Genomic DNA, 25,814 nt, shown 5'->3' with positions numbered 1-25,814 from the left:
CATGGCCACCCTTCTGACCGAAGCCGAACGCACCGCCGCCCTGCCCGCCCTGGGGCAAAGCGGCTGGGGCGCGGTGCCCGACCGCGACGCGATCCGCAAGATCTGGAAGTTTAAAAGCTTCAGCGAGGCCTGGGGCTTCATGTCCCGCGCGGCGCTGATCGCCGAAAAGCTGAACCATCACCCGGAATGGTCCAATGTTTACAATGTGGTGGATGTGACACTGACCACGCACGACTGCCATGGCCTGTCGTCCCTCGACCTTGATCTGGCCGCCAGGATGGACAAGCTGGCGCCCGACACCACGATCCAGCGCGACCATTCTGAGGCCATCGAATGCCTGTGCCAGGTCCATGCGAGGAAGCCGGGCGCTGCGTGACAGGCCGGGGCCTCCGGCGGGGATATTTTCTGGACCAATGAAAAGGGGGAGAGTGTGCCCCTCCCCCGACCAGTCAGATCGCCGCGAGCATCGCCTCGCCGCCCGAGATGTCGCAGACGCCGGCGTTTTCTTCCAGGTTCAGAACCTTGACCACGCCGTCCACCACATGCATCGCATAGCGCTTGGAGCGCGGGGCGCCGCGCACGAAGCCGGCGGCAAAATCCAGACCCAGCGCCTTGGTGAAAGAGGCATCCGGGTCGGAGACCATCAGAATCCCGGCCTTGCTGGCCCCGGTCGCCTCGCCCCAGGCCTTCATGACGAAAACGTCATTGACCGAGACGCACATCACTTCATCGACGCCCTTGGCCTTCAGCGCGGCAAAGGTACGCATGAAGGACGGGACATGCGCGGTCGAGCAGGTGCTGGTGTAAGCCCCCGGAAGACCGAAAATCACCACGGATTTGCCCGCCAGACGGGCTTCCATCGGAATTTCGCTGACCCCGCCCTCGCCCGCGATCATCAAGCTGCTGGCCGGAATCTTGTCGCCTACTGAAATCGTCATTCGTGAACCCTCGCGCGTTGCGTTTCCTGTGACCACGGATATAGGCTCGCGGCGGATAATCGGCCAGTGGGGGAATGATGGCACATGTCGTAATCGTCGGCGCAGGTCAGGCAGGGGCTGCAGCAGCGGCCAAACTGCGGGCTTTGGGCTTTGAAGGCGCCATCACAATGATCGGCGCGGAAAATGCCCCGCCCTACCAGCGCCCGCCCCTATCGAAAGCCTATCTTCTGGGCGAGATGGAGGAGGAACGCCTCTGGCTCCGCGCGCCCGAGTTCTACACCGAGGCGAAGATCACCCTGAAGCTCGGCACCCCGGTGTCCGCCATCGACACCGCGGCCCAGACCGTGACCGTGGGGACCGAGGTCATCGCCTATACCGACCTGATCCTGACCACCGGATCAACCCCGCGCCGCCTGCCCGCCGCCATCGGTGGCGCTTTGGGCGGCGTCTACACGGTCCGCAACCTGGCCGATGTCGACGCGATGCGGCCGGAGTTTGTGGCCGGCGCCAGGCTCATCATCATCGGCGGCGGCTATATCGGGCTGGAAGCGGCGGCGGTTGGCCGCAAGCTGGGGCTGGAGGTCACCGTGATCGAGATGGCGCCGCGCATCCTGCAACGGGTGGCCGCGCCCGAAACCTCGGCCTATTTCGGCGCGCTTCATGCCGCGCAAGGCACCGTTATCCTTGAGGAAACCGGGCTGGACCGCATCATGGGCGAGACCCGCGCCACCGGTGTGCGCCTGAAGGATGGCCGCGAATTGCCGGCCGATTTCGTCATCGTCGGCGTCGGCATCACCCCCAACACCGCCGAGGCCGAGGCTGCGGGCATCGCTTTGGAAAACGGCATCCGCACCGACGCGCAGGGCCGCACCTCGGCCCCGCATGTCTGGGCGGCGGGCGACTGCGCCTCTTTCCCGCTGAACGGCGCGCAGATGCGGCTGGAATCGGTAGGCAATGCGATTGATCAGGCCGAACTGGTGGCCGAGAACATCATGGGCGCCGGGATGGATTACGTCCCCGCGCCGTGGTTCTGGTCGGACCAGTATGATTGCAAACTGCAGATCGCCGGGCTGAACATCGGCTATGACCGGATCATCACGCGGGGCCCGGCGGGCGATGCGGTCAGCTATTGGTATTACAAGGGCGACAAGCTTCTGGCCGTCGATGCGATGAACGACAGCCGGGCCTATATGGTCGGCAAAAGGCTGATCGAATCCGGCCGCACCCCCGACCCCGAAGCCATCGCCAACCCTGCGACCGAGCTGAAGGCGCTTTTGAAGGCATGAGGATCATCGGCGGCAGGTGGCGCGGGCTGCATCTGGCCGAGGTGGGGGCGGGCGATCCCAAGGCGCATCTGCGCCCGACCTCGGACCGGGTGCGCGAGGCGATCTTCAACCTGCTGATCAACGGGGCGCATGGCGATCTGGTGACGGGCGCCACCGTGCTCGACCTTTTCGCCGGCACCGGCGCCCTGGGGTTGGAGGCTTTGTCGCGCGGCGCTTCAGCCGTCACCCTGGTTGATGACGGCAGGGCCGCGCAAAAGCTGATCGCGCAGAACATCGCCAAGATGCGGGTCGAGGGTCAGGTGCAGGTCCTGTCCCGCGATGCGACCAAACTGCCAGCCGCCAGTGCCCCCTTCAGCCTGATCTTCCTCGACCCGCCCTATGGCAAGGCCTTGGGCGAGGCGGCGCTGGCTTCGGCCCGGGCGCAGGGCTGGATCGCTCCCGAAGCCACGATCCTGTGGGAGGAGGGCGCGGCCCTGCCCCCGCCGCCGGGCTTTGCGCTTCTGGATCAAAGGCGCTATGGCGACACCTGGGTGACCTTGCTGGAACTGGAACCATGAAACCTCAGGCGGTGATTTTCGATTGCGACGGCGTGCTGGTCGATTCCGAGGCGATTGCCTTTGACATGGTGGCCTCGGACCTTGCGCTTTACGCCCCCCACCTGAGCCGCGAAGAGCAAGAGGTGGAGCTTCTGGGCCTGACCCTGCAAGGCGTGGCCGACCGGGCGCGCAGCCTCGGCGCCAATCTGCCCGCCGACTGGGTCGCGGATTTCTATGACCGGCTTTACGCCAGGCTGGAACAGGGCGCGCCTTTGGTGCCCGGCGTCCTGGCGGTGCTCGATGCGCTGGATGCCGCCGGCCTGCCCTATGCCATCGGCTCCAACGGCAGCCCGCGCAAGATGGAAATCACGCTGGGTCAGCACCCCGGCCTGATCGCCCGCTTCCAGGGCCGCATTTTCTCGGGTCAGGAAACCCCGCGTCCGAAGCCCTTTCCCGACCTGTATCTGAAAGCCGCAGATGCCCTGGGCATCGCCCCGGAGTTCTGCATCGTTGTCGAGGACAGCCCGACCGGGGCCCGCGCCGCCCTTGCCGCCGGGATGCGCTGCATGGGCTATGCCCCGCATGGCGGAGACGCCCTTCTGGCCGAGGGGGCCCTGCTTTTTTCCCGAATGTCCGACCTTCCCAAGCTGTTGCACCTGATCTGAACCTGCCAGAGGATTCGGAGGAAACGGTTAACGCCGGTCTAATCCTGCAGGATCATCTCGGCCCCGCGCCAGCCCAGCATCATCGCGGGCGCATTGGTATTGCCCGCGATCAGGTTCGGGAAGGCTGAGGCGTCACAGACGCGAAGCCCCTCGACCCCGCGCACCCGCAGCCTGGCGTCCAGCACCGATTCCCCCTCTGCCCCCATCCGGCAGGTGCAGGAGGGGTGATAGACCGTGCCCGACCGTGCCCGGAAATCCGCGATCATCGCTTCGTCGCTTTGCACCTCGGGGCCGGGGCGCAGCTCCTCCGCGATCCAGCGCGCGAAGGAGGGTTGCGCCGCGATGGTGCGCAGGTATTTCACCGCCAGCAGCATCTCGTCCACGTCATGCTGGGTGGAAAAGGCGTTGGCGACGATCTCGGGGTGGTGGAACGGATCGGGGCTGACCGCACGGATATGGCCCCGGCTGGTCGGGCGGCAGTTCGACAGGCCGATCGAGAGCCCCGGGAAAGGGTCCGGCGTCAGCAGAGGACGCTCGCCGTTGCGCGGGATCAGGGTGGAAAACGCCTGCATGTAAAGCTGCATGTTGGGGCGTGGTTCCGCGGCCGAGGTGCGGAAGAAGCCGCCGCCATGGTTGATCGACTTCGACAGCGGCCCGCTGCGCGTCAGCAGATATTGCAAGCCGACCAGGGCTTTGCCCCACCAGGGCCGCAGGATGTCGTTATAGGTCGGGACCTTCATCCGCCAGGTGTAGTTGATGCCCTGATGGTCGTTGAGGTTGGCGCCGACATGGGGATTATCCACCAGAACCGGCAGGCCGAGCCCCTGCAGCAAGGCTCCCGGCCCGATCCCCGACAGCTGCAACAGCTGCGGCGAGTTGATGGCCCCGCCCGACAAGATCACCTCGCGGGCCCGAAGCTGCACCAGCGCGCCGCCCCGGCGATATTCGACGCCAACGGCGCGACGCCCTTCCATCAGCACGCGGGTCACCATGGCACCCGTCACAACCTCAAGATTCTTGCGCCCCATCGCCGGGCGCAGAAAGGCCCGCGCGGCCGAGTTGCGCCGCCCGCCCTTGATCGTCATCTGGTAGATGCCGGCGCCCTCCTGCTCCGCCCCGTTGAAGTCGGGGTTATGCGGCAGACCCGCCTCGCCACAGGCGGCGATGTAGTCCTTGACCAGCCAGTGCAGCCCGCTCTGGTTCTTCGAGATGAACAGGGGTCCGCCCTTGCCCCGGTAAGCATCTGATCCGGCTTCGTTATCCTCCATCGCGCGGTAGGCGGGCAGCACGTCGTCCCAGGCCCAGCCCGGCACTTCGGCGCCCCATTCGTCATAGTCGGCCTTGTGGCCGCGGATATAGACCATCGCGTTGATCGACGACGACCCGCCCAAGAGCTTGCCGCGCGGCCAGTGGTCGGCATTGCCCGCCAGCCCCGGGTCGGGGGCCGCCTGATACATCCAGTTCACCGCGGGGTCGTAGAAGAGCTTGCCGTAGCCAAGCGGCATCTGGACGTAAAAGTGCTGGTCGGTGCCGCCAGCCTCCAGCACGACAACCCGGTGCTGGCCCGAGGCGGTCAGGCGGTTGGCCAGAACCGAACCGGCCGAGCCCGCGCCCACGATGATATAATCGACGTCCATGTTCGCCCCGCTTTTGCCCCTGCACGCTAGCCGAGCGCCCGCAGCCGTTATGTCAGTTTTACGACGCCCGATGTCGCGCCCGGGCGCTGGACATCGCACAACGTCCCCGGTAGCCGTAAGGCAGGCCCGCCTTTGGCCGTGGAAAGCCCCATGAACCCGATCACCATCGTGCTGCGTCACCCGACATTGCGGTTGATTGCGGGGGCGATTGCCCTTCTGGGGGCATTTTACGCCTCGGTCTATCCCTACCAGTCGCTGATCGCGGTCGAGCGGATCGGGATGAGCAAATCGGCCTTTTCCCTGCTTCTGGTGCTGGCCTCGGCGGTGGCGGTGACCTCTTCGGTGCTGGTGGGGATCCTGGGCGACCGCTTCGGGCACCGCCGGCTGATCGCGCTGGGGACGGCCCTCAGCGGCCTCGCCGGCGTCGGGGTGATGCTGGTCTGGCCGGGGCCCTGGGCGATGATCCTGTGTCAGGGCGTGCTGATCCCGGTGTCCTCCAGCCTCTATGGCCAGCTTCTGGCGCTCGCGCGTCTGGTCAGCGCCGGCACGCCGGGGCAGCGCAATGGCGTGCTGGCGGCGACCCGGGCTGCGATGTCCTTTGCCTTCCTGTCGATGCTGATCTTCTGGACCTTCGCCTTTGGCGCCGGGCTGCCGGTGATGGCGGTCTATGTCAGTGGCGGGGTGGTGAGCCTGTGCCTGGTGCTGCTGGTCTGGCGCTATTGGCCGAAGGATGGCCAGACCGCCTGGGAGGACCGCCGTTCCGGCATCCGCCTGAGCGAGGCGTTGGCCGAGATTGCCAAGCCCAATGTGGCGATCCGAGTGCTCCTGCTCGGGGCGCTGGCCTCGGTCACCAGCCTGTACATGGTGCTGGTGTCGCTGGTCTTTAACGCCTCGGTCACGCGCGGGCCGGCGGATGTGGCGCTGTATGTCGGCATGGTCGCGGGGTGGGAGGTGCCGGCCATGCTGCTCTTGCCGCGCTTTGCCAAGGGGCTGTCTGCGGCGGGGCTGATGGTGATCGGGGCGGGGCTTTACGCCTGCCACATGCTGGCGATGCCCTTTCTGGCGGACAGCGCGCTGCTCTGGGTTCTGCCGCTGTTGGCCGGGGTTGGCGGGGCTTTGGTGATCACCCTGCCGATCGCCTATTACCAGGACCTGCTGCATGAAAGGCCCGGCACGGCGGCGGCGATGCTCGCGGTGCAAAAGCTGGTGTCGGACGGGTTGACGGCCGCGATCTTTGCCATCGGCATCCTGCTTGGCCATTATGAAACCGTGGCCGTAATCGGCGTGCTGGTCAGCCTGCTGGGCGGCTGGGGGCTTTACCTCGCCGACCGCAGGGGGTGGTTTCCCCCGCGCAGCTGAGGGGTCAGCCGAAGAAGCCCGGCCCGGCCTTGGCCAGCAGCTCTTGCGCAAGGTCCGCGCCCAAGGCGGCGCCATCTTCCGCAGCCCCCCGACGCTCGCCCGCGATCACCGCGGTGCCATCGGGGCGCAGGATCTCGCCGCGCAGCCACAGCCCGCCATCCAGCACCGCCAGCCCCGCGATCGGCGTCTGGCACGACCCGTCCAGCCGCCGCAGAAACGCCCGCTCGGCCGCCAGCCGCAACCCGGTGTCGCGGTCATGGATCGCGGCCAGCATCTCGGCCACGCGGGCATCCGCCGCGCGCCGCTCCACCCCGATGGCGCCCTGCGCCACGGCGGGCAGCATCTCCTCCGGTTCGATCGCCGCTTGGGCGACATGGGCCAGCCCGAGCCGGTTCAGCCCCGCCATGGCGAGGAAGGTCGCCTCGGCCACGCCCTCCTGCAGCTTGCGCATCCTTGTCTGGACGTTGCCGCGAAACTCCACCAGCTTCAGGTCGGGCCGCCGCAAGGCCACCTGCGAGCGCCGCCGCAGGCTGGAGGAGCCGACCACCGCACCGGGGGCGAGGTCGCCGAGGCCCTTGGCCGTCATCGAGACGAAAGCATCGCGCACATCTTCGCGCGGCAGGTAGCAATCGAGCAACAGGCCCGCCGGTTGTTCGACCGGCATATCCTTCATCGAATGCACCGCGATGTCGATGGCGCCGGCTGAAAGTGCCTCCTCGATCTCGCGGGTGAACAGGCCCTTGCCGCCGATATCCTTCAGCGCCTTGTCCTGCACCAGGTCGCCGGTGACCTTGATCACAGTGATTTCAAAGGCTTCCAGGGGCAGACCAAAGGCCGCAGCCAGCCGGTCACGCGTCTCATGCGCCTGGGCCAGCGCCAGCGGAGAGCCTCGGGTGCCGATTTTCAGCGGTTCAGCGGGGGTGGGAAGGGCCTGGATCATGGGCCAGACTTACCCGCGACAGGTTGCCCATGCAACAGGCCGCCGCTTGACAAGTGGCCGCAGGCGCGTGAGGCAGGCGCCAAAGCCGGAGAGATCAGATGCCCGACAAAACCGCCCACAAGACCATCCTGCGCGCCCTGCGCGGTGAGACCCTGCCCCGCCCGCCGGTCTGGCTGATGCGGCAGGCCGGGCGCTACCTGCCGGAGTATCGCGCCACCCGCGCCCAGGCGGGCGATTTCCTGAAATTGTGCTACACGCCCGACCTTGCGGCCGAGGTCACCCTGCAGCCGATCCGCCGCTTCGGCTTTGATGCCGCGATCCTGTTTGCCGATATCCTTCTGCTGCCGCAGGCGCTTGGCGCCGACCTCTGGTTCGAGACGGGCGAAGGCCCGCGTCTCTCCACCATCACCACGCCGGAGGGCCTGCGCGCCCTCAAACCCGCCGATGCGATCCATGACCACCTCGCCCCGGTCTACGAGACCGTCCGCATCCTGAAACGCGAATTGCCGTCCGAGACCACGCTGATCGGCTTTGCCGGCGCGCCCTGGACCGTGGCCACCTATATGATCGCCGGGCGCGGCACGCCCGACCAAGGCCCGGCGCATCAGCTGAAAGCGGTGGACCGCGAGACCTTTACCGCGCTGATCGACCTCATCTCCGACGCAACGGTCGAATACCTTTCGGCCCAGGTCATGGCCGGGGCCGAGGTGGTCAAGCTGTTTGACAGCTGGGCCGGCAGCCTCAAGGGCCAGGATTTCGACGACTTCGCCCTCGCCCCCACCGCCCGCATCATCGCGGCGCTGAAATCGCGCTTTCCGGGCCTGCCCGTCATCGCCTTCCCGCGCGAGGCCGGGCCGCGCTACAAGGGCTTCGCGGTGGAGACCGGGGCGGATTGCGTGGCCTTGGACAACTCGGTCAGCGCCGATTGGGCCGCGGCCGAGGTGCAGGTCGATGGCTGCGTGCAAGGCAACCTTGACCCGAAACTGATGGTCACGGGCGGCGAGGCTTTGGTCTCCGAAGCGCGCCGCATCGCCAAGGCCTTCTCGAAAGGCCCCCATATCTTCAACCTCGGCCACGGCATCACCCCCGATGCCGACCCCGAGAATGTCACCCTGCTGATGGAGACCTTGCGGAGCCTCTAACTCCGTTAGGTCACAGATGTTGACTTGGTTTGCCGCCGGTCGCAAGGTGCCGCCCATCAACATTGGAGCAGTCCCGTGCAGTGGAATCAGGTCCTCGCCACCCGCAACAGCCGCATGAAAGCCTCGGAGATCCGCGAGCTTCTGAAGCTTCTCGATCAGCCCGACATCATCTCTTTTGCCGGTGGCATCCCTGACCCCGCGCTCTTCCCGAAAGAGGCATTCCGCACGGCCTATGCCGAGGCCCTGTCGGACGGTCAGGCCAATGCAGCGCTGCAATACTCAGTCTCGGAGGGCTATCTGCCCTTGCGGCAGTGGATCGTGGCTGAGATGGCCAAGATCGGGGTGCCCTGTACGCCCGCCAATATCCTGATCACCTCGGGCTCGCAGCAGGCGCTGGACTACCTCGGAAAGCTGATGATTTCGCCCAATGATACGGTTCTGGTGGGCTGGCCCACCTACCTCGGCGCCTTGGGCGCCTTCAACGCTTACGAGCCGACCTATGACCGGCTTGACCCCAAAGGCAACCGCGCGCCGGAAAGCTTTGCCGCCAAGGCGGCAGAGGCCGGCGGCCGCGTGAAATTCGCCTATCTCTCGGTCGATTTCGCCAACCCGACCGGCGAGACGCTGGACCGCACGGCGCGCGAGGCGGTGATCGACCTCGCCGATACCCTGGACATCGCCGTGGTCGAGGACGCCGCCTACCAGACCCTGCGCTATGACGGCGCGGCGATCCCGCCGATCCTGGCGCTGGAGATCGCCCGCAAGGGGAATATCGAGGCGTGCCGGACGCTCTATTGCGGCTCCTTCTCGAAATCGCTCGCTCCCGGGCTGCGGGTCGGCTGGGTCTGCGGCGCTTCCGAGGTGATCAGCCAACTCGTCCTGATGAAACAGGCGGCGGATCTCCATTCGCCGACGATCAACCAGATCGTGACCAACCACGTCGCCCGCGCCACCTTTGATGCGCATGTGGCGGCCCTGCGCGAAACCTACATGGCGCGGCGCGATGCGATGCTGGCGGCCTTGGCGCGCGAGATGCCCGAGGGGGTGAGCTGGACAAGGCCCGAGGGCGGCATGTTCGTCTGGCTGACCCTGCCGGCAGGGATGGACGCGGCGGAGCTGCTGGCGCGCTCGCTCAAGACCGAGAAGATCGCCTTCGTCCCGGGCCGCGCCTTCCATGCCGATGGATCGAACGGCAACACCTTGCGGCTGAGCTTTTCCTGCGCCGATGCGGCGGCGATTGACGAGGGGATGCGGCGGTTGGGGCGGCTTTTGCGCAGCTGACGGCGCGACTTGGGCTTGCTGCCGCGGGAAGTGTCGGGGGGGCCAGCCCCCCCGAGCCCCCCTGCCGGAGGGGCGTGCCGCCCCTCCCGGACCTCCCGCGCGCTTCAAGGTGGATATTTGGGTCTGGATGAAGGGGTCAGGCGGTCAGCGCGAGGAGGAGGCCGAGGTAGAAGCCGAGCTCGCTGCATTGCTGGACGGCGCCGAGGCAATCGCCGGTATAGCCGCCGAGGCGCGGTTCGTACCAGTGGCGCATCACGAGATGGCCGAAGGCGAGGCCGGCGAGGCCGGTGATGATCGAGGCCAGCGGCACCACGAAGACCAGAGGCAGGATGGCGAGGCCGGAGGTGACCAGCGCCACCGAGAGGGCGTGGCGGTCGATGCCGCCGGCCACCGCACTCCCCGCGCCCTGGTCGCGCACATAGTCGGACGAGGCCATGACCCAGAGCATCGAGGCCCGGCTCGCGGCATGGCCTGCGATCAGGACGAAAGCCACGGCATCGCCGGGCAGCGCCTGCAGGCTTGCGACCTTGCAGGCGACCATCAGCATCAGGCCGAGGACGCCATAGGTGCCGATCCGGCTGTCGCGCATGATCTCCAGCACGCGCTCCTTCGGGCGGGTGCCGCCGAGACCGTCGCAGGCATCGGCAAAGCCGTCCTCATGCAGCGCGCCAGTCACCACCATGCCAGCCGCCACCGCGAGCAACACGCCGAGCAGCGGCGAGAACAGCCAGTAGCCCGCGCCATAGACCAGGGCCGAGATGCCGCCCACCACCACGCCCACGCCGGGATACCAGCGCGGCGAATGGCGCATCGCCTCGGGCGAATAGGTCGCCTTCACCCCCAGCCTTGTCAGGAACTGCAGGGCCAGAAGGAAGGCCGGGATCTCGGTGTTGAAAAAGCCCACTACGTCCATTTGGCCACCGGAGGCAGGCTCATCAGCACTGCATTGGCGTCGTGGCCGGTTTCCAGCCCGAACTTGGTGCCGCGGTCGTAGACGAGGTTGTATTCGGCATAAAGCCCGCGGTGGATCAGCTGCACCTCGCGGTCGGCCTCGGTGAAGGGCTGCCCCATCCGGGCGCGGGTCAGGGGCAGGAAGGCGGGCAGGAAGGCGCGACCGACACTTTGGGTGAAGGCGAAATCCGCCTCCCAATCGCCCGAGGCCAGATCGTCGTAGAAGATGCCGCCGACGCCGCGGGCGCGGCCGCGGTGCGGGATGAAGAAATACTCGTCGGCCCAGGCCTTGAAGCGGGCGTAATAGTCGGGGTCATGCGCATCGCAGGCGGCGCGCAGCGTGTCGTGGAAATGCACCGTGTCTTCGACATATTCGATGCAGGGGTTCAGATCCGACCCGCCGCCGAACCAGGCGGCCTGCGGCGTCCAGAACATCCGCGTGTTCATATGCACCGCTGGGGCATGCGGGTTCTGCATATGGGCCACCAATGAGATCCCCGAGGCCCAGAAGCGCGGATCCTCGGCCAGCCCAGGCACGCCGCGCGCGGCCATCGCGGCGCGCGCCCGCTCACCCAAAGTGCCATGCACTTCGGAGACGTTCACGCCGACCTTCTCGAACACCCGGCCGCCCCGCATCACGCTCATCAGCCCGCCGCCGCCATCGGGGCGGGTGGTGGGGGTTACCTCGAAGCGTCCTGCCGGGCCCGGGCCGCCCATCTCCTCCTCCACCGCCTCGAAAGCGGCGACGATCTGGTCGCGCAGATCGCGGAACCAGGCGGCGGCACGCGCCTTGCGGTCGAGGGAAAGGTCGGTCATCGCGGTCTCCTTGCACTTGGCGGCCTTGGTAACAGGAAGTCGCGCGGCGCTCAACGCGGGCTGCTATTCCATAGCAAAGCCCGGCGGCCTATTATGAAACGGATTATGGAGGTGATGATGAAATGGTATTTGACGGCCCCGATTCTGCTGGCCCTGGCCGCTTGCGGCACCCCGCAGGAGCAATGCATCCGCGGCGTTTCGCATGACATGATCGTGCTGGACCGGCTGATTGCCGAGACCCGGGGCAATATCGCGCGCGGCTACGGCTATGCCGAAACCATCGCCTATTTCCCCGAAGTGCAGGATTGCTCGGACTGGCCCACGCCGGTGAACCCGAATCCGATGCCGCGCCGCTGCGTCGAAGACGTGCCGACCCGGGTCAGCAAGCCGGTGGCCATCGACCTGGGCGCCGAACAGGCCAAGCTGATCTCGATGGAGCGGCGCCGGGCCGAGATGGCGCGTCAGCTGCAACCGGCGATCATGGCCTGCCGGGCGCAGTACCCCGAGTGAGCCAGCGCAGCCGATCCGGGTGCTACTTGCCCCGGATCGGATAGGCGGCGCGGGTGACGCGGAAGGTGCCGTCCGGGGTTCCGCTGGCGCTGACCTCTTCGACCTGGCGGAATAGAGTCTTCAGGACCGGCTCGTAAGGCAGATGCCGGTTCGCCACCATCCAGAGCACGCCATCCGGCGCCAGCCCGCGATGGGCGGCGCGCAGGAAAGCCAGCCCCAGCGCCGGGTCGGGCACCCGGGCGGTGTGGAAGGGCGGGTTCATCACCACGGCATTCCACGGGCGTTCCGGCTTGAAACTGGTGGCATCGGCCCAGTGGAACACCGCATGGGGATTGGTCACATTGCGCCGCGCGCAGTCGAGCGCCACTTTCTCGGCCTCGACCACATCCAGACGCTTGACGCCGGGCCGCTCCAGAATGGCACGGCTCAGATACCCCCAGCCGGCGCCCAGATCGGCAACCCGGGCCGGCAGATCGGCCGGCAAGGCCGCCACCAGCAGCTGCGAGCCGCGGTCCGGGCCATCGGCCGAAAAGACGCCGGGGCGGGTGATGAAACCGTCCACCAGATGATCGGCGGCAGCCCAACCCGCAGGCACCGGCCCGGCGCGGAAGGCGGCCAGTTTGCCATGCGCCTTGGAGACGACCTCGCCCATCTCGAAGCCCGCGCCGCGCAGGTCCTTCAGGATACTGTCAAAGCCATCGGTCTTCTGCCCGTCAATCGCGATCGACCCACCATTGCCGGTCAGGGCGACCGCCTCGGCCACCATGGCCAAGGCTTCGGCCCGGGCCCGCGGCAGGCAGATCAGCACGGCGGAGTAGGCCTTGCCTTCGACCCGGAAGCCTTGGGCGACAAAATGATCCTGATCGGGCTTGAAGCCGGTCCGCACCACCACCCGCGATTTGGGCAAGGCGTCCAGCTCATCACCAGCGCGCGGCCGCATGACCGCCACATCGCCCGCAGGCGGCAAAATCCACGCGCCGGAATCCAGCGCCATGTCCAGTCGAGCCGCTCTCATGATCGCCTTGCGGCTATTCCTTTTCCATCGTGCATTGCAGCGGGTGCTGATGCCGGCGGGCGAAATCCATCACCTGCGCCACCTTCGTTTCGGCCACCTCAAAGGAGAAAACCCCGACGACGGCAAGGCCTTTCTTGTGGACGGTCAGCATGATCTCGAAGGACTGGGCGTGGTTCAGGCCAAAGAACCGCTCCAGCACATGGACCACGAATTCCATCGGCGTGTAATCGTCGTTCAGCAGCATGACCTTGTAGAGCGGCGGCCGCTCGGTCTTGGGTTTGGTCTTGGTCAGGATGGACGTATCCTGACCCGGGCCTTTCGGCTCGTCAGACATCTTGTCAGGATCAGTGGTCAAAACCAAACTCCGGTGCAGAACGGGCTGCGCGGCCCCTCGATCTTCAATATAGATCATTTTGGCCGTCATGAAAGACCCTCGCCGCATGAGGGTAAAGGAGATGCGATGATCACCACGATCGGGTTCGATGCCGACGACACGCTTTGGCATAATGAAACCTTCTTCCACCTGACCCAGGCCCGCTTTGCCACCCTGCTGTCCGGTCTGGCCGAACCCGCCCACCTCTCGGCCCGGCTGGAGGCGGCCGAGCGGCGCAACCTTGGCCACTATGGCTTTGGCGTCAAAGGCTTCATGCTGTCGATGATCGAAACCGCCATCGAGGTCTCCGAAGGCCGGGTTCAGGCCGCCGTCATCGCCGAGATCATGGAAGCCGGACGCGAGATGCTGCGCCATCCGGTCGACCTCCTGCCGCATGCCGAGGCGACGTTGCGCCAACTGGCCGAAACCCACCGCCTCGTGCTGATCACCAAGGGCGATTTGCTGGACCAGGAACGCAAGGTGGCGCAATCGGGTCTGGGCGATCTGTTCGCCGCGGTCGAGATCGTCTCGCACAAGACGCCGCAGATCTACCGGGCGGCCTTTGCCCGGCAGGGGGCTGCGCCGGAACAGGCGATGATGGTGGGCAATTCGCTCAAATCCGACGTGGTGCCCGCTTTGGAGGCAGGGGCCTGGGGCGTTCACGTTCCCCATGCGCTGACCTGGGCGCTGGAGCATGCAGAATCGCCCAAAGATGCGGCGCGTTTCCGCTGTATTTCCGATCTTGGCGCCCTGCCCGCGCTGGTCGAAGAGGTGAACATCCTACCATAGGTGGTGGGCCGCGCGCGAAACGCCCACCACATCTGCCGCATCAACCAAAGTGATACACGGAAGAAACACTCAGAAACCCATGGAAACAAAGGGGTTTTCGGGAATGCACACGCGTGTTACCTTTGTTGAAACATAACAGCGACACCCCGGAAAAACGGGGGCGCGGGCAGTGACGAGGCAGCAAATTGGCACAGACATTGGTGGACCACGTCCGCAATCTGGTTTGGACTCTGGCGCTTGGCCTTTGTGCGAACCTTCTTCTGGGCTTTCCCGCAGCAGCGGTGCCCTACGCCGCCTATCTGATGGATGCGCGGACCGGCGAGACGCTCTATTCCTCCAACGCCGATACCCCGCTGCCCCCGGCCTCGCTGACCAAGATGATGACGCTTTACATCACCTTTCAGGAGATCAAGGCCGGCCATGTCACGCTGGACACCATGATCACCGTCTCGAAGAACGCGGCCAACCAGGCGCCCTCGCGGCTGGGTCTGAAGGCCGGGCAGCAAATCGCCCTGCGCTATCTGATCCGCGCCGCCGCCGTGAAATCGGCCAATGACGCGGCGGCCGCCATCGGCGATTACTTCGCCGGCTCGCCCGAGAAATGGGGCGCCCGGATGACCGCCACCGCCCGCCAGCTTGGCATGAAGAACTCCACCTTCAAGAACGCCAACGGCCTGCCCGCCAAGGGCCACCTGTCCACCGCACATGACATGTCGATCCTGGGGCGCCACCTTTTCTACGACTTCCCGCAGTTCTACAGCATCTTCTCGCGCCGCACGACCGATGCGGGCCTGGCCACCGTCGCCAACACCAACCGCAAGTTCCTCGACAGCTACGAAGGCGCGGACGGCATCAAGACCGGTTACACCGGGGCCGCTGGCTTCAACCTGACCGCCAGCGCCGAGCGCGACGGTGTGCGCCTGATCGGCACCGTCTTCGGCGGCACCTCGACCCCGATGCGCAACCAGAAAATGACCGAACTTCTGGACCTTGGCTTCAAGAAGGCCCGCCCCGGCGTCCAGACCATCAAGCCGGTGCCCGCGGACCCCGAGGCCGTTCCCAGCGCCCCGCCCGCCCTGGTCGCCCAGGCCGAGGACGAGGCATTGCCCGAAGTCGCCGGTGGCGCAGGCAAGACCCTGCGCGTCGATATGGCCATGGCCAAGTCGCCGCGCCCGGTCGCCCGCCCCGAAACCTATGGCGTGGTCGAAATCTCCGGCATCGAGGATGCGGTGGCGATGGCCTCCTCCGATCAGCCGGTCGCTGTGGCCGCAGCCGCGCCGCCGCCCAACACGCTGGAGGCCCAGGCCGCTGACATGGCCGCCAATATCGCGGCCGGCGTGACCGTCAAGGCCAGCGCTCCGGCACAACCCCTGAAACTGGCCGCCGAAACCGCCCGCGCGCCGAAGAAGAAAGCGCCGATCTACACCGACCAAAGCGCCAAGCTCGCCTCGGTCCCCGCCAAGCCCGAGGTCGTGACCCGGGTTTCCACCTCGGGCGGGCAGACCTGGGGGATCAACCTCGGTCGTTTCCCCAACAGCTTTGTCGCCGAAAAGGCGCTGATCCAGATCCAGCTGACCGAGAATGCCACCCTAGGCAACGGCTTGCGCAAGGTCGTCGCACGCTCCAGCGGCTATGACGCCGTGGTGCTGGGGCTCGACCGCGACACCGCCGACCTCGCCTGCCGCCGCCTGCAGGCGCGGGCGATGCAATGCTTCACGATGGGCCAATGATGCCCGGTTACGTCCTGCCCCCGCCCGCCCCCGTCAGCCTGCCCGTCGCGGGCTCGACCGAGCGTTTCCCGGTGCGGCGGATCTTCTGCGTCGGACGCAACTATGCCGAACACAGCATCGAAATGGGCGGCGACCCGACCAAGGAGCCACCCTTCTTCTTCACCAAACCCGCCGATGCCGTGGTGGAATCCGGTGCCACGATCCCCTACCCGCCCGCCACCGAAGACTTTCACTTTGAAGGCGAACTCGTCGTGGCCCTCGGCCGCGGCGGCGCAGATATTACCGAGGCGGATGCCCTCGCCCATGTCTGGGGTTATGCCGCCGGCAACGACCTGACCCGCCGCGACATGCAGGCCGCCGCCAAGGCCGCGCGCCGGCCCTGGGACATGTCCAAGGGCTTTGACAAGTCCGCCGTGGTGGGCCTCCTCCATCCCGGCAGCACCCTGCCCGATGCGAAGCTGACCCTGACGGTGGACGGCAAGCTGCGGCAAGAGACGATGCTCTCCGCGATGATCTGGGACGTGCCCGGCGTCATCGCTTACCTGTCGCGCCTCGTCACCCTCGCCCCCGGCGATCTGATCTTCACCGGCACCCCCGCTGGCGTGGGCGCCTTGAAGCGCGGCGAGACCTGCACCGTCAGCATCGAGGGCCTCAGCCCCGCCACCGTGACCATCGCGTAAGGCGCGGGCCTGTCGTCGTAATCCTTGGTGAGGATCCGGCTCGCATCGCCCTGCGGGTCATCGAACTGCTTGGTGCGCATCGCCCAGACGAAGGCCACCAGCCCGATGAAGCCCAAGAACAACGAGACCGGGATCAGGATCGTCAGGATCTGCATTACTTCAACCTCAGCGCGTTTAGCGAAACCGAGATCGAAGAGAGCGACATCGCCAGCGCCGCCGCAAGCGGTGTTGCCATCCCGGCCAGCGCCAGAGGCACCGCGATCACGTTGTAAGCGGCGGAGATTTCGAAATTCTCCACCATCCGCTTGGTCGCCTGCTTGGAAATCCGCGTCGCATCGGCAATCGCCGACAGATCCCGCCCCAAAAGCACGATATCCGAGGCGACCCGCGCCGCATCCAGCGCCTGCGCGGGCGAGATGCTGACATGCGCCCCCGCCAGCGCCCCGGTATCGTTCAAGCCATCGCCCACCATCAGCACCTTGTGCCCCTCATCGGCCAGCCGGCGCACCAGCGCCGCCTTTTCGGCCGGTAAGGCCCCGGCCACCCAATCCGCGATCCCGATCCGCGCGGCAAAGGCCGAAACGGCGGCTTCATTGTCACCCGAGACCAGCTTGATCGCCTTGCCTTGCGCCCTGAGGCCCACAATCGCAGCCTCCGCCCCCGGGCGGATATGGTCGGTGAAGGTGAACGCCAGAGGCCCCTGCCCCGCGATCTGCAGATAGGTCGCGGTTTGCGCCTCGGCCTCAGCCCCGACCCAGCTCGCCCGGCCCAACCGCACGCGCATGCCATCCAGCTGGCCTTCGATGCCATAGCCCGGCACCTCGCGCAGATCGGTGACCGGGGCCGCCTCCCCGGAAATCCGCCCGGCCAGCGCCGTGGCCAGAGGATGCGACGACGCCTTGGCCAGCGCCAAGGCCACAGCCTGCGCCTCGGCCGGAATCGCCTCCAGATTGGCCGGATCCGGCGCGCCCATGGTCAGCGTGCCGGTCTTGTCGAAGACCACCACATCGACCTCGGCCAGCCGCTCCAAGGCGGTGCCGTTCTTGATCAGCACGCCCTTGCGGAAGAGGCGGCCCGAGGCGGCGGTCACCACCGCAGGCACCGCAAGCCCCAAGGCACAGGGGCAGGTGATGATCAGCACCGCCGCCGAGATGTTCACCGCAAAGCGGATGTCGCCGCCGGTTTTCCACATCCAGAACCCGAAGGCGGAAAACGACAGGATATGCACCAGGGGCGAGTAAAGCCGGGCCGCGCGTTCGGCCAGCGTCGTATAGCGGTTGCGCGCACTTTCGGCCACCGCCACCAGATCGGCCATCCGGTGCAAGGAGGACTCCCGCCCCGCCGCCGTCACCCGCAGGGTCAAAGGCCCGGTCAGGTTGACCTCACCGGCAGAGACCGCCAGCCCCGGCCCGGCAAAGACCGGCAGGCTTTCTCCGGTGAGCAGGCCGCGGTCCACCTCGGACGTGCCGGTCACCACCACGCCATCCACCGGCATCCGGCCACCCGGGCGCACCAGCACCAGATCGCCCTTGGCGACCTCGGCCAAGGGGCGCAGGTGTTCCACGCCATCCTCCAGTACAATCGCGCGCGGCACTTCCAGTGCTGCCAGTTCCTCGGCGGCAGAGCGCGCCAGCGCCCGGCTGCGGTGGTCCAGATAGCGGCCCAGCAGCAGGAAGAAACTCAGCATCACGGCGGCGTCAAAATAGGCCTTCTCGCCGGAATGCATCGTCTCATACAGCGAGATCGAAGAGGCGAGGATCAAGGCCAGCGAGATCGGAACATCCATCCCCAGACGCCCGACCCGCAAGGCGGCCCAGGCCGATTTGAAGAAGGGCTGACCGACGAAGATCACCGTCGGTATGGCGATCAGCGCTGATATCCAGTGGAACATGTCGCGCGTCGCGGCCTCGGCCCCCGACCAGACGGCGACCGACAAGAGCATGATGTTCATCATCGAGAAGAAGGCGACACCCAGCCGCATCAGCAATTCGCGGCCCTGACGGTCGGTTTCCGTCATCGACAGCATGCCGGGGTCAAGTTCATGCGCCTCGTAGCCCACGGCCTCCAACGCATGGGTCAGGTCGGCGGCGGTGATCGCAGGCTCCGCCTCGACCGAGACGCGCTTCAGGGTCAGGTTCATCCGCGCCGAATGCACCCCCGGATAGGCCCGCAGCGCGCCCTCGACGGTGGAGATACAGGCCGCGCAATGCGCCGTGGGCAGGGACAGCATCAGGCGCGCCGGCTCCACCCGACGCATCTCGGCCAGACGTTCGGCCGCCGGGGCCGCCACGCAGGCCGGGCAGGCCGCGATCCGGCCGGGGCCTTCATCGGAGGCTTCGTAGGCCATCTCAGCTCCTGACGTAAAAGAAGGTCCGCGCCTGATAGAGCGTGCCATCCTGCGCATGGGCCACGATCTGCAACATCCATTTGCCAATCGGCAGGCTGTTGGTCGAGACATAGGCCCCGTCGTCGCCCCGCACCATCTGCGGATGCTGGTCTTGCGCCGCCTCGGTCGGGCGACCCACCAGCACATCCAGATCCTTCAGGATCACCGGCTGGCCCGAGGCATCGATGAACTCCAGCCGCAGTTGATCCTTGGTATGGTCATAACCTTGCGTCAGCTTCCAGTGCAGCGCCTCTTGCGCGGCCTTCTCCTCGTCGAAGGTCTGCGAGGCGACGTAGCTGTCGCTCACCTCCAGCCCCGGAAAGGTCGAGATCGCCTTGTAAGCCAGCGTGAAATTCACCGCGATGATGACGCCGAAAAAGCTCAGCGTCAGGGCCAGCATGTGCCAGCCGGTGAAGGGGCGGCCCGGATGAACTGCGGGTTGAACTGCGGGTTGGAGGGCCGTTTTGTCGCTGGGGATCATCTCAGTCATCCTTGCCGTTGAAGATGGTGTCCTTGTGGACGCGCTCGGCCTTGGGGGCCTCGGGGCCCTCGGCATCGCTGATCCACAGGCGCAGTGGCATGTGGTGAGTCTTGGCCGCTACAGTATCCGCCTTTGCGGTGACAAACAGCCGCTGCACGCGGGTCTCGTTGGCCTTGACCAGCACGCGCAGGTCGGGCGTGCCTTCCAGGCTCAGCGTGACATCGCCGCCCGCCGTGGCCGAGAAGGTGAACCAGCGATCCTCGCCATGCTTGTTGCGCAGGCGCAGGTCATAGGTGTTGCGGATCGACCCGTCCGACAGCACCACCAAGGGCGGGTTGCGCACCGGGGTGACCGAGACGTCGATATTGGCGCGCAGGAAGAGGGCGACGATCAGCCCAACCCCGATGCCGGCCCAAAGCACGGTGTAAAGCAGGGTGCGCGGCCGCAGGATGTGTTTCCAGATCGACAGATCCTGCTTGCCGGCCCGCTCCAGGGGTTCGTCGGTCAGCGCCAGATAGCCGATCAGCCCGCGCGGCTTGCCGATTTTGTCCATCGTGGTGTCGCAGGCGTCGATGCAGAGGCCGCAGGTGATGCAGGCCAGCTGCTGGCCATCGCGGATGTCGATGCCCATCGGGCAGACGTTCACGCAGGCCATGCAGTCGATGCAATCGCCGTTGCCCGGCACCGTCTGCTTGCCGCGCGGCTCGCCCCGCCAGGAGCGGTAGCCGACGGTGATGGTGTCCTCGTCCATCATCGCGGCCTGGATGCGCGGCCAGGGGCAGGCATAGATGCAGATCTGCTCGCGGGCGAAACCGCCGAAGAAGAAGGTGGTGAAGGTCAGGACGCCCATCGTGATATAGGCGATCGGCGGGGCGGTGAAATGGATCAGGTTCCAGAACAGCGTCGGCGCATCGGCGAAATAGAAGATCCAGGCGCCGCCGGTGGCGAGGCCAATGAAGAACCAGACCCACCATTTGAAGATGTTCTTGGTCAGCTTCTCCCAGTTCCACGGTTGGCGGTGCAGGCGGATGCGGGCGTTGCGGTCGCCCTCGATCCAGCGTTCGACCAGGATGAACAGGTCGGTCCAGACGGTCTGCGGGCAGGCATAGCCGCACCAGACCCGCCCCGCGGCCGAGGTGAACAGGAACAGCCCGAGCCCCGCCATGATCAGAAGGCCCGCCACGAAGTAGAACTCGTTCGGCCAGATCTCGACCATGAAGAAGAAGAAGCGCCGGGTCGACAGGTCCAGAAGCACGGCCTGATCGGGCAGCTGCGGCCCGCGGTCCCAGCGCAGCCAGGGCGTGATGTAGTACAGCCCCAGCATCCCCGCCATCAACCACCATTTCAGCGTGCGGAATTTGCCGGAAACCCGGCGCGGAAAGATCGGCTCGCGGGCGGCGTAAAGCTTCGGTTCTTCGATTTGGGACATGACTGACTTCCTGTTCGCCCTCACCTTGTGGACGCACCCGGGTTTGCGTGCCTTGACTTAGGTCAAGCCGGCGCCAGATCGGTCTGGATGAGGAAAAAAACGGGGCATGGCAGTGGCCAGCCCCGCAGAGTTAAAGTCGGGAAAAGGACAATCCCTTGCCTTGGGCCGCAAGAAGGCCGCGGGCACAGGATCGAAGGTAGGAAGCACCGGCACCCCAGGAACCGCGCGAACAGGGGGGATGCCGGTGCCCATGGCGCCCGGGCGAGGCCCGGACGACATCACTTTGCGTTACTCGCCACCGCCAAGGCTGTGCACATAGACGGCGACGGAACGGATCTGGTCTTCGGTCAGGCGCGGCGTGCCACCGGGCGGGGCAAAGCCCCAGGTCGGCATGACGCCAAAGCGCGCATTGGTCACGGTATAGGTGATGGTCGCCCGGTCGCCGCCATAAAGCCAGATGGCGTCGGTCAGGTTGGGGGCGCCCAGGTCGCGGTTGCCCTTGCCGTCGTCGCCATGGCAGGCGGCGCAATTGTCGGCAAAGACCTGCTTTCCGGCCTCGGCCTTGGCGGCGTCATGGTCCTGGCCCGAGATCTGCAGGACATGTTCCACCACATCGCCGATCTGCTCCGGCGTCAGGATCCCGTCCTTGCCGAAGCTCGGCATCTGCGACAGCCGCGCATCGGGGTCGACCGTGTTGCGGATGCCGTGCGTCACCGTGGTGTGGATCGCATCCAGCGTACCGCCCCAGAGCCAGTCGTTGTCCAGAAGGTTAGGATAGCCCTTGCCCTGAACACCTGCCGCCCCCGCCCCGTGACAGGGCGCGCAGTTGTTGAGGAAGATCGACTTGCCGGCCTCCAGCGCATAGGCCTTGAGGTTCTCGTCGCCCTCGATCGCATTGAGGTCAGCGGCCACCAGCTTGGCCTTGATCGGCGCATTGGCGTCGTCAAAGCGTTTGATATCCACCGCCACATCCGCCCGGGTCGAGGCGCCGAGGATCCCCGGCGTTGCGCCATGGATCAGCGGCCAGGCCGGATACATCACGGTGTAGCCCAGCGAGAAGATGATGCAGAGGTAGAAGACCCAGACCCACCAGCGCGGCAGGGGATTGTTCAGCTCTTCGATCCCGTCCCAGCTGTGGCCGGTGGTGCCGACCTTGGCCTTGGGGTCTTCCTTGATTGGCTTGGCACACATCGCTCAGCCCTCCTTCGAAGGTCCGGGAAGTGGCCCGGGTTTCTTGTCATGCTTGAAGATCACATTGGCTGCGTCCTGGTGGATCAGCTTGCTGCCCGGGCGGAAGGCCCAAAGCCCGACTCCCACAAAGATCAGCGTCAGCACCAGAAGCGCCCAGCTGTCGGCCACTTCGCGCAGGAAGGAATACTTTTCCATGATCCCCCCCTAGCGCGACGCATCAGGCGTGAAGGTCGAGAAGTCGACCAGCGTGCCCAGCACTTGCAGATAGGCCACCAGCGCATCCATCTCGGTCAGATCGGCCTGGCCGTCGAAATTGGCCACCGTCACCTTGTTGCCATAGCGCGAGATGAGGCCGCTGCTGTCGCCATCCGGGTTGGCTTGCGCCGCGAAATCGGCCTTGGCATTGGCGATCTCGTCATCCGTGTAAGGCACGCCGACCATGCGGTGGGTCTTCATCTCGCCCGACATGAACTCGGCGCTGATCGGCGTCGTGGACAGGAAGGCGTATTTCGGCATCACCGATTCCGGCACGATGGCTTCGGGATTGCTCAGGTGATCGACATGCCAGGAGTTGGAGTATTTGCCGCCCACCCGCGCCAGGTCCGGCCCGGTGCGCTTGGACCCCCACTGGAACGGATGGTCATACATCGACTCCGCCGCCAGCGAGTAATGGCCATAACGTTCGACCTCGTCCCGCATCGGGCGGATCATCTGGCTGTGGCAGACATAGCAGCCCTCGCGGACATAGATGTCACGCCCCGCCAGTTCCAGAGGGGTGTAGGGCCGCATGCCCTGCACCTTCTCGATCGTGTTCTGCAGGTAGAACAGCGGCACGATCTGCACCAGGCCGCCGATGGTCACGACCAGAAAGCTCAGCACCAGAAGCAGTGTGGCGTTCTTTTCGATGATCTTGTGTTTGTCGAGAAAAGACATGTTCCGCGCCCCCTTATTCAGCCGGAACGCCGGCGTAGGCAGCGGCCCGGGCAGGCTGCGCTTTCACCGTCATCCAAAGATTGTAGACCATGATCAGCGCCCCGGTCAGGAACATCGCCCCGCCCAGACCACGCACCACATACATCGGGAACTTGGCGGAGACGGTGTCGGCGAAAGCGTTCACAAGGAAGCCGTTCGCATCGACCTCGCGCCACATCAGGCCTTCCATGATCCCCGAAACCCACATCGAAGCCGCGTAAAGCACGATCCCGATGGTGGCGAGCCAGAAGTGCCAGGAGACCAGCTTCAGGCTGTACAGCCCCTCGCGGTTCCACAGACGCGGCGTCAGGAAGTAGAGGACCGAGAAGGTGATCATCCCGTTCCACCCCAGCGCGCCAGAATGGACATGGCCGATGGTCCAGTCGGTATAGTGGCTCAAGGAGTTGACCGCCTTGATCGACATGACCGGGCCTTCGAAGGTGCTCATCCCGTAGAAGCCGATGGCGATCACCATCATGCGGACCACCGGATCGGTGCGCAGCTTGTCCCAGGCGCCCGACAGCGTCATCAGCCCGTTGATCATGCCACCCCAGGAGGGCATCCACAGCATGATCGAGAAGACCATGCCCAGGGTCGAGGCCCAGTCGGGCAGCGCGGTATAGTGCAGGTGGTGCGGACCGGCCCAGATATAAAGGAAGATCAGCGCCCAGAAGTGGATGATCGACAGCTTGTAGCTGTAGACCGGACGCTCCACTTGCTTCGGCACGAAGTAGTACATCATGCCCAGAAAGCCCGCGGTCAGGAAGAAGCCCACGGCATTGTGGCCGTACCACCATTGCACCATGGCATCCTGCACGCCCGAATAGACCGGCACCGAGACGGAGCTCAGGATCGAGATCGGGATCGCGGCGTTGTTGACGAGGTGGAGCATCGCCACCGTCAGGATCATCGCAAGGTAGAACCAGTTGGCCACATAGATATGCGGCTCGCGGCGCTTGACCAGAGTGCCCACAAAGACCGCCAGGAACGCGACCCAGACCACGGTGATCCAGAGGTCGATATACCAGACCGTCTCGGCATATTCCTTGCCCTGCGTGCCGCCCAGAATATAGGACGACGCCGCCAGCACGATCATCAGCTGCCAGCCCCAGAAGACGAACCAGCCGAGGTTGCCGCCCCAGAGCCGCGCCGCCGAAGTGCGCTGCACGACGTAAAAGGCGCTCATGATCAGGGCGTTGCCGCCAAAGGCAAAGATCACCGCCGAAGTGTGCAGCGGCCGCAGCCGGCCAAAGTTCAGCACGCCCTCGGTCACATTGCCCAGATTGAGCGACGGAAAGGCCAGCTGGAAGGCGATGACCACGCCCACCAGAAAGCCCACGACGCCCCAGAAAGAGGTCGCAATCACCCCTGCGCGGATCACCCCATCCTGATATTCGTTGAGGTTGACCGACTTGTCTTCACCCACCTGGCTCAAGACATAGATGAAGGCAATCGCCGCTGCGACAGCCACCTCTATGGCGTTGACCATATAGGGAAGATCATGCGCGTAGTTGGCGGCGATGGCGGCCAGAAGCCCCACCACGGCCAGCACGATCAATTTCGCGTAGTCCCACATGTTCCTGTCCCTTCGTCCCTTGGCCCCCGGTCGCGCGGATGGATCGTTCGGAGATCTCGCTCCGATGATTCAGGCCGCGGCGCAGAAGGCTCCTGACTGGGTCTGGTTTTGCAGGTGCGGCGGAAACTCGCCTTGATCCATATCAACTGCGCGTGATCATCGGCATGATCCGTGTCAATGCGCCCGCGCAATTGTCCTGTCAGCATGTCCGGACATCGCATTGCGGAGGTGAAGATGAGCTATAAATCCATCCTGACGGTCGTCACGAACCCCGCCACGGCAGAAGCCTCGATCTCGGCGGCGGCTGCCATGGCTCTGGGCTTTGATGCACATCTGGAGATTCTGGCACTTGGCATTGATCAGGTGCAGCTGGGCTATTCCTATATCGGGGCCGGCGCGGTGATGACCGAATTTGCCCTGGAACGCGCCGAGGCCGACGCCCATGCCGTCGCCGCCGCCGCCAACCGGGCCCTGGCCGAGGTCGATCCCGCCCTGCGCTTCAGCCTTGAAGCCGCCGTGGCCGAGATGGGCAGCCTGACCGCCGTGGTCGGCAATGCGGCGAGCTTCGCCGATCTGGTGGTGCAATCGCGCCCCTATGGCGCCGGCAAAGGCTATGAGGCCGAAGCCGTGGTCGAGGCCGCCCTCTTCGACGGTCGCGCCCCGGTGCTGATCGTGCCGGAAAGCTATGTCGGCCAATTCGAGTTGATGAAGAAGATGGCCACGCCGCGCCGCGTGCTCTTGGCCTGGAACCAAAGCTCCGAGGCGCTGGCCGCCGTCAAGCAATCCCTGCCGCTTCTGAAACAGGCCGATCTGGTCGATGTGACCGTGGTCGACCCGCCAACCCGCGGGCCGGAACGCTCGGATCCGGGTGGCGTGCTGTGCCAATACCTCGTCCGGCACGGCATCAAGGCGCAGGTCTCGGTGCTGGCCAAGACCCAGCCGAAAGTGTCGGAGATTCTGGCCCGCCACGCGCTGGAAGAGGGCTGCGATCTGATGGTGATGGGCGCCTATGGCCATTCCCGCTTGCGTGAGGCCGTGCTGGGCGGGGCAACCCGCGCCGCATTGGAATCCGCCGCGATCCCGGTGCTGATGGCGCATTGAGCGCGTCGCGCAGAAACCGGACAGAGTGCC

General features: G+C 65.8%; 26 protein-coding genes and 1 pseudogene. 12 read left to right on the top strand and 15 right to left on the bottom strand.

The window, feature by feature from the left end; translation table 11 throughout:
• Position 1: 1 nt before the first annotated feature.
• A complete protein-coding gene (locus AC1DVR_RS03555; RefSeq protein WP_477999145.1) occupies positions 2 to 376 on the top strand; it encodes a 4a-hydroxytetrahydrobiopterin dehydratase in 375 nt (124 codons plus the stop codon).
• Positions 377 to 449: 73 nt separating this feature from the next.
• On the opposite strand, the gene AC1DVR_RS03550 is transcribed toward AC1DVR_RS03555, so the two are convergent.
• Entirely contained in the window at positions 450 to 938 is a 489-nt protein-coding gene (locus AC1DVR_RS03550; protein ID WP_477999144.1) for a redoxin family protein, read from the bottom strand.
• A 77-nt stretch (positions 939 to 1,015) separates the two neighbouring features.
• Here AC1DVR_RS03550 and AC1DVR_RS03545 point away from each other — a divergent pair, with 77 nt between their 5' ends.
• The 3 genes from AC1DVR_RS03545 to AC1DVR_RS03535 are packed head-to-tail and all read left to right on the top strand — an operon-like array spanning position 1,016 to position 3,425.
• The gene (locus AC1DVR_RS03545) at positions 1,016 to 2,224 is read left to right on the top strand and encodes an NAD(P)/FAD-dependent oxidoreductase (RefSeq protein WP_477999143.1); all 1,209 of its coding nucleotides are present in this window, start codon (positions 1,016 to 1,018) and stop codon (positions 2,222 to 2,224) included.
• Positions 2,221 to 2,781, top strand: coding sequence for a 16S rRNA (guanine(966)-N(2))-methyltransferase RsmD (rsmD, locus tag AC1DVR_RS03540; protein WP_477999142.1), 561 nt, complete (start codon positions 2,221 to 2,223; stop codon positions 2,779 to 2,781). Before AC1DVR_RS03545 ends, rsmD begins: the two co-directional genes overlap by 4 nt.
• Complete coding sequence (locus tag AC1DVR_RS03535) at positions 2,778 to 3,425, top strand: HAD family hydrolase (protein ID WP_477999141.1); 648 nt, start codon at positions 2,778 to 2,780, stop codon at positions 3,423 to 3,425. Before rsmD ends, AC1DVR_RS03535 begins: the two co-directional genes overlap by 4 nt.
• A gap of 38 nt (positions 3,426 to 3,463) precedes the next feature.
• On the opposite strand, the gene AC1DVR_RS03530 is transcribed toward AC1DVR_RS03535, so the two are convergent.
• Positions 3,464 to 5,062 carry a GMC family oxidoreductase gene (locus AC1DVR_RS03530; protein WP_477999140.1) on the bottom strand — a complete coding sequence of 533 codons (1,599 nt, stop codon included), beginning with the start codon at positions 5,060 to 5,062 and terminating at the stop codon, positions 3,464 to 3,466.
• Between the two features lie 150 nt (positions 5,063 to 5,212).
• On the opposite strand from AC1DVR_RS03530, the gene AC1DVR_RS03525 reads away from it, so the two are divergent.
• Positions 5,213 to 6,421, top strand: coding sequence for an MFS transporter (locus tag AC1DVR_RS03525; protein WP_477999139.1), 1,209 nt, complete (start codon positions 5,213 to 5,215; stop codon positions 6,419 to 6,421).
• Positions 6,422 to 6,425: 4 nt separating this feature from the next.
• Here AC1DVR_RS03525 and hemC read toward each other — a convergent pair whose 3' ends face one another.
• Positions 6,426 to 7,361, bottom strand: a complete 936-nt coding sequence (hemC, locus tag AC1DVR_RS03520; protein ID WP_477999138.1) for a hydroxymethylbilane synthase — start codon at positions 7,359 to 7,361, stop codon at positions 6,426 to 6,428.
• A 98-nt stretch (positions 7,362 to 7,459) separates the two neighbouring features.
• Here hemC and hemE point away from each other — a divergent pair, with 98 nt between their 5' ends.
• Together hemE and AC1DVR_RS03510 are read left to right on the top strand one after the other, a co-directional pair.
• Positions 7,460 to 8,503: a uroporphyrinogen decarboxylase gene (gene hemE / locus AC1DVR_RS03515; RefSeq protein WP_477999137.1), complete on the top strand. Its 1,044-nt coding sequence runs from the start codon at positions 7,460 to 7,462 to the stop codon at positions 8,501 to 8,503.
• Between the two features lie 75 nt (positions 8,504 to 8,578).
• On the top strand, positions 8,579 to 9,784 hold the full coding sequence (locus AC1DVR_RS03510; RefSeq protein ID WP_477999136.1) for an aminotransferase-like domain-containing protein: 1,206 nt from the start codon (positions 8,579 to 8,581) through the stop codon (positions 9,782 to 9,784).
• Between the two features lie 136 nt (positions 9,785 to 9,920).
• On the opposite strand, the gene cobS is transcribed toward AC1DVR_RS03510, so the two are convergent.
• Positions 9,921 to 10,697: an adenosylcobinamide-GDP ribazoletransferase gene (gene cobS, locus AC1DVR_RS03505; RefSeq protein WP_477999135.1), complete on the bottom strand. Its 777-nt coding sequence runs from the start codon at positions 10,695 to 10,697 to the stop codon at positions 9,921 to 9,923.
• Entirely contained in the window at positions 10,688 to 11,551 is an 864-nt protein-coding gene (gene hemF, locus AC1DVR_RS03500; RefSeq protein WP_477999134.1) for an oxygen-dependent coproporphyrinogen oxidase, read from the bottom strand. The genes cobS and hemF overlap by 10 nt, the downstream gene beginning before the upstream one ends.
• A gap of 117 nt (positions 11,552 to 11,668) precedes the next feature.
• Here hemF and AC1DVR_RS03495 point away from each other — a divergent pair, with 117 nt between their 5' ends.
• Entirely contained in the window at positions 11,669 to 12,061 is a 393-nt protein-coding gene (locus AC1DVR_RS03495) for a hypothetical protein (RefSeq protein WP_477999133.1), read from the top strand.
• A 22-nt stretch (positions 12,062 to 12,083) separates the two neighbouring features.
• On the opposite strand, the gene AC1DVR_RS03490 is transcribed toward AC1DVR_RS03495, so the two are convergent.
• Together AC1DVR_RS03490 and clpS are read right to left on the bottom strand one after the other, a co-directional pair.
• Positions 12,084 to 13,076: a class I SAM-dependent methyltransferase gene (locus AC1DVR_RS03490; RefSeq protein ID WP_477999132.1), complete on the bottom strand. Its 993-nt coding sequence runs from the start codon at positions 13,074 to 13,076 to the stop codon at positions 12,084 to 12,086.
• Between the two features lie 13 nt (positions 13,077 to 13,089).
• Positions 13,090 to 13,410 (bottom strand): ATP-dependent Clp protease adapter ClpS, encoded by a 321-nt coding sequence (clpS, locus tag AC1DVR_RS03485; RefSeq protein WP_477999290.1) that lies wholly within the window; start codon positions 13,408 to 13,410, stop codon positions 13,090 to 13,092.
• Positions 13,411 to 13,536: 126 nt separating this feature from the next.
• Between clpS and AC1DVR_RS03480 the strand changes: the two genes are divergently transcribed.
• The 3 genes from AC1DVR_RS03480 (at position 13,537) to AC1DVR_RS03470 (ending at position 16,648) form a co-directional block, all read left to right on the top strand.
• Entirely contained in the window at positions 13,537 to 14,238 is a 702-nt protein-coding gene (locus tag AC1DVR_RS03480) for an HAD family hydrolase (protein ID WP_477999131.1), read from the top strand.
• Positions 14,239 to 14,423: 185 nt separating this feature from the next.
• Entirely contained in the window at positions 14,424 to 15,968 is a 1,545-nt protein-coding gene (locus tag AC1DVR_RS03475; RefSeq protein WP_477999130.1) for a D-alanyl-D-alanine carboxypeptidase family protein, read from the top strand.
• Positions 15,968 to 16,648, top strand: coding sequence for a fumarylacetoacetate hydrolase family protein (locus tag AC1DVR_RS03470; RefSeq protein ID WP_477999129.1), 681 nt, complete (start codon positions 15,968 to 15,970; stop codon positions 16,646 to 16,648). Before AC1DVR_RS03475 ends, AC1DVR_RS03470 begins: the two co-directional genes overlap by 1 nt.
• A 5-nt stretch (positions 16,649 to 16,653) precedes the next feature.
• Here the strand turns inward: AC1DVR_RS03470 and ccoS are convergent.
• From ccoS to ccoN, 8 genes and pseudogenes are all read right to left on the bottom strand, one after another.
• Positions 16,654 to 16,803, bottom strand: a pseudogene (gene ccoS / locus AC1DVR_RS03465) (cbb3-type cytochrome oxidase assembly protein CcoS); the annotation flags it as partial.
• Complete coding sequence (locus tag AC1DVR_RS03460) at positions 16,803 to 18,995, bottom strand: heavy metal translocating P-type ATPase (protein ID WP_477999128.1); 2,193 nt, start codon at positions 18,993 to 18,995, stop codon at positions 16,803 to 16,805. The gene AC1DVR_RS03460 and the pseudogene ccoS, both read right to left, overlap by 1 nt.
• 1 nt (position 18,996) lies before the next feature.
• Entirely contained in the window at positions 18,997 to 19,515 is a 519-nt protein-coding gene (locus AC1DVR_RS03455) for a FixH family protein (protein ID WP_477999127.1), read from the bottom strand.
• A 1-nt stretch (position 19,516) separates the two neighbouring features.
• Entirely contained in the window at positions 19,517 to 20,944 is a 1,428-nt protein-coding gene (ccoG, locus tag AC1DVR_RS03450; RefSeq protein WP_477999126.1) for a cytochrome c oxidase accessory protein CcoG, read from the bottom strand.
• Between the two features lie 288 nt (positions 20,945 to 21,232).
• Positions 21,233 to 22,135, bottom strand: coding sequence for a cytochrome-c oxidase, cbb3-type subunit III (ccoP, locus tag AC1DVR_RS03445; RefSeq protein WP_477999125.1), 903 nt, complete (start codon positions 22,133 to 22,135; stop codon positions 21,233 to 21,235).
• Positions 22,136 to 22,138: 3 nt separating this feature from the next.
• Complete coding sequence (locus AC1DVR_RS03440) at positions 22,139 to 22,330, bottom strand: cbb3-type cytochrome c oxidase subunit 3 (protein ID WP_477999124.1); 192 nt, start codon at positions 22,328 to 22,330, stop codon at positions 22,139 to 22,141.
• Positions 22,331 to 22,339: 9 nt separating this feature from the next.
• Positions 22,340 to 23,068, bottom strand: a complete 729-nt coding sequence (gene ccoO, locus AC1DVR_RS03435; protein WP_477999123.1) for a cytochrome-c oxidase, cbb3-type subunit II — start codon at positions 23,066 to 23,068, stop codon at positions 22,340 to 22,342.
• 13 nt (positions 23,069 to 23,081) lie between these two features.
• The gene (ccoN, locus tag AC1DVR_RS03430; RefSeq protein ID WP_477999122.1) at positions 23,082 to 24,683 is read right to left on the bottom strand and encodes a cytochrome-c oxidase, cbb3-type subunit I; all 1,602 of its coding nucleotides are present in this window, start codon (positions 24,681 to 24,683) and stop codon (positions 23,082 to 23,084) included.
• Between the two features lie 234 nt (positions 24,684 to 24,917).
• Here ccoN and AC1DVR_RS03425 point away from each other — a divergent pair, with 234 nt between their 5' ends.
• Entirely contained in the window at positions 24,918 to 25,784 is an 867-nt protein-coding gene (locus tag AC1DVR_RS03425) for a universal stress protein (protein WP_477999121.1), read from the top strand.
• The last annotated feature ends 30 nt before the right edge of the window (positions 25,785 to 25,814 follow it).

It is taken from the genome of Rhodobacter sp. P2_H5, from assembly GCF_056403335.1.
This window is presented reverse-complemented; position numbering and strand designations above follow the sequence as displayed.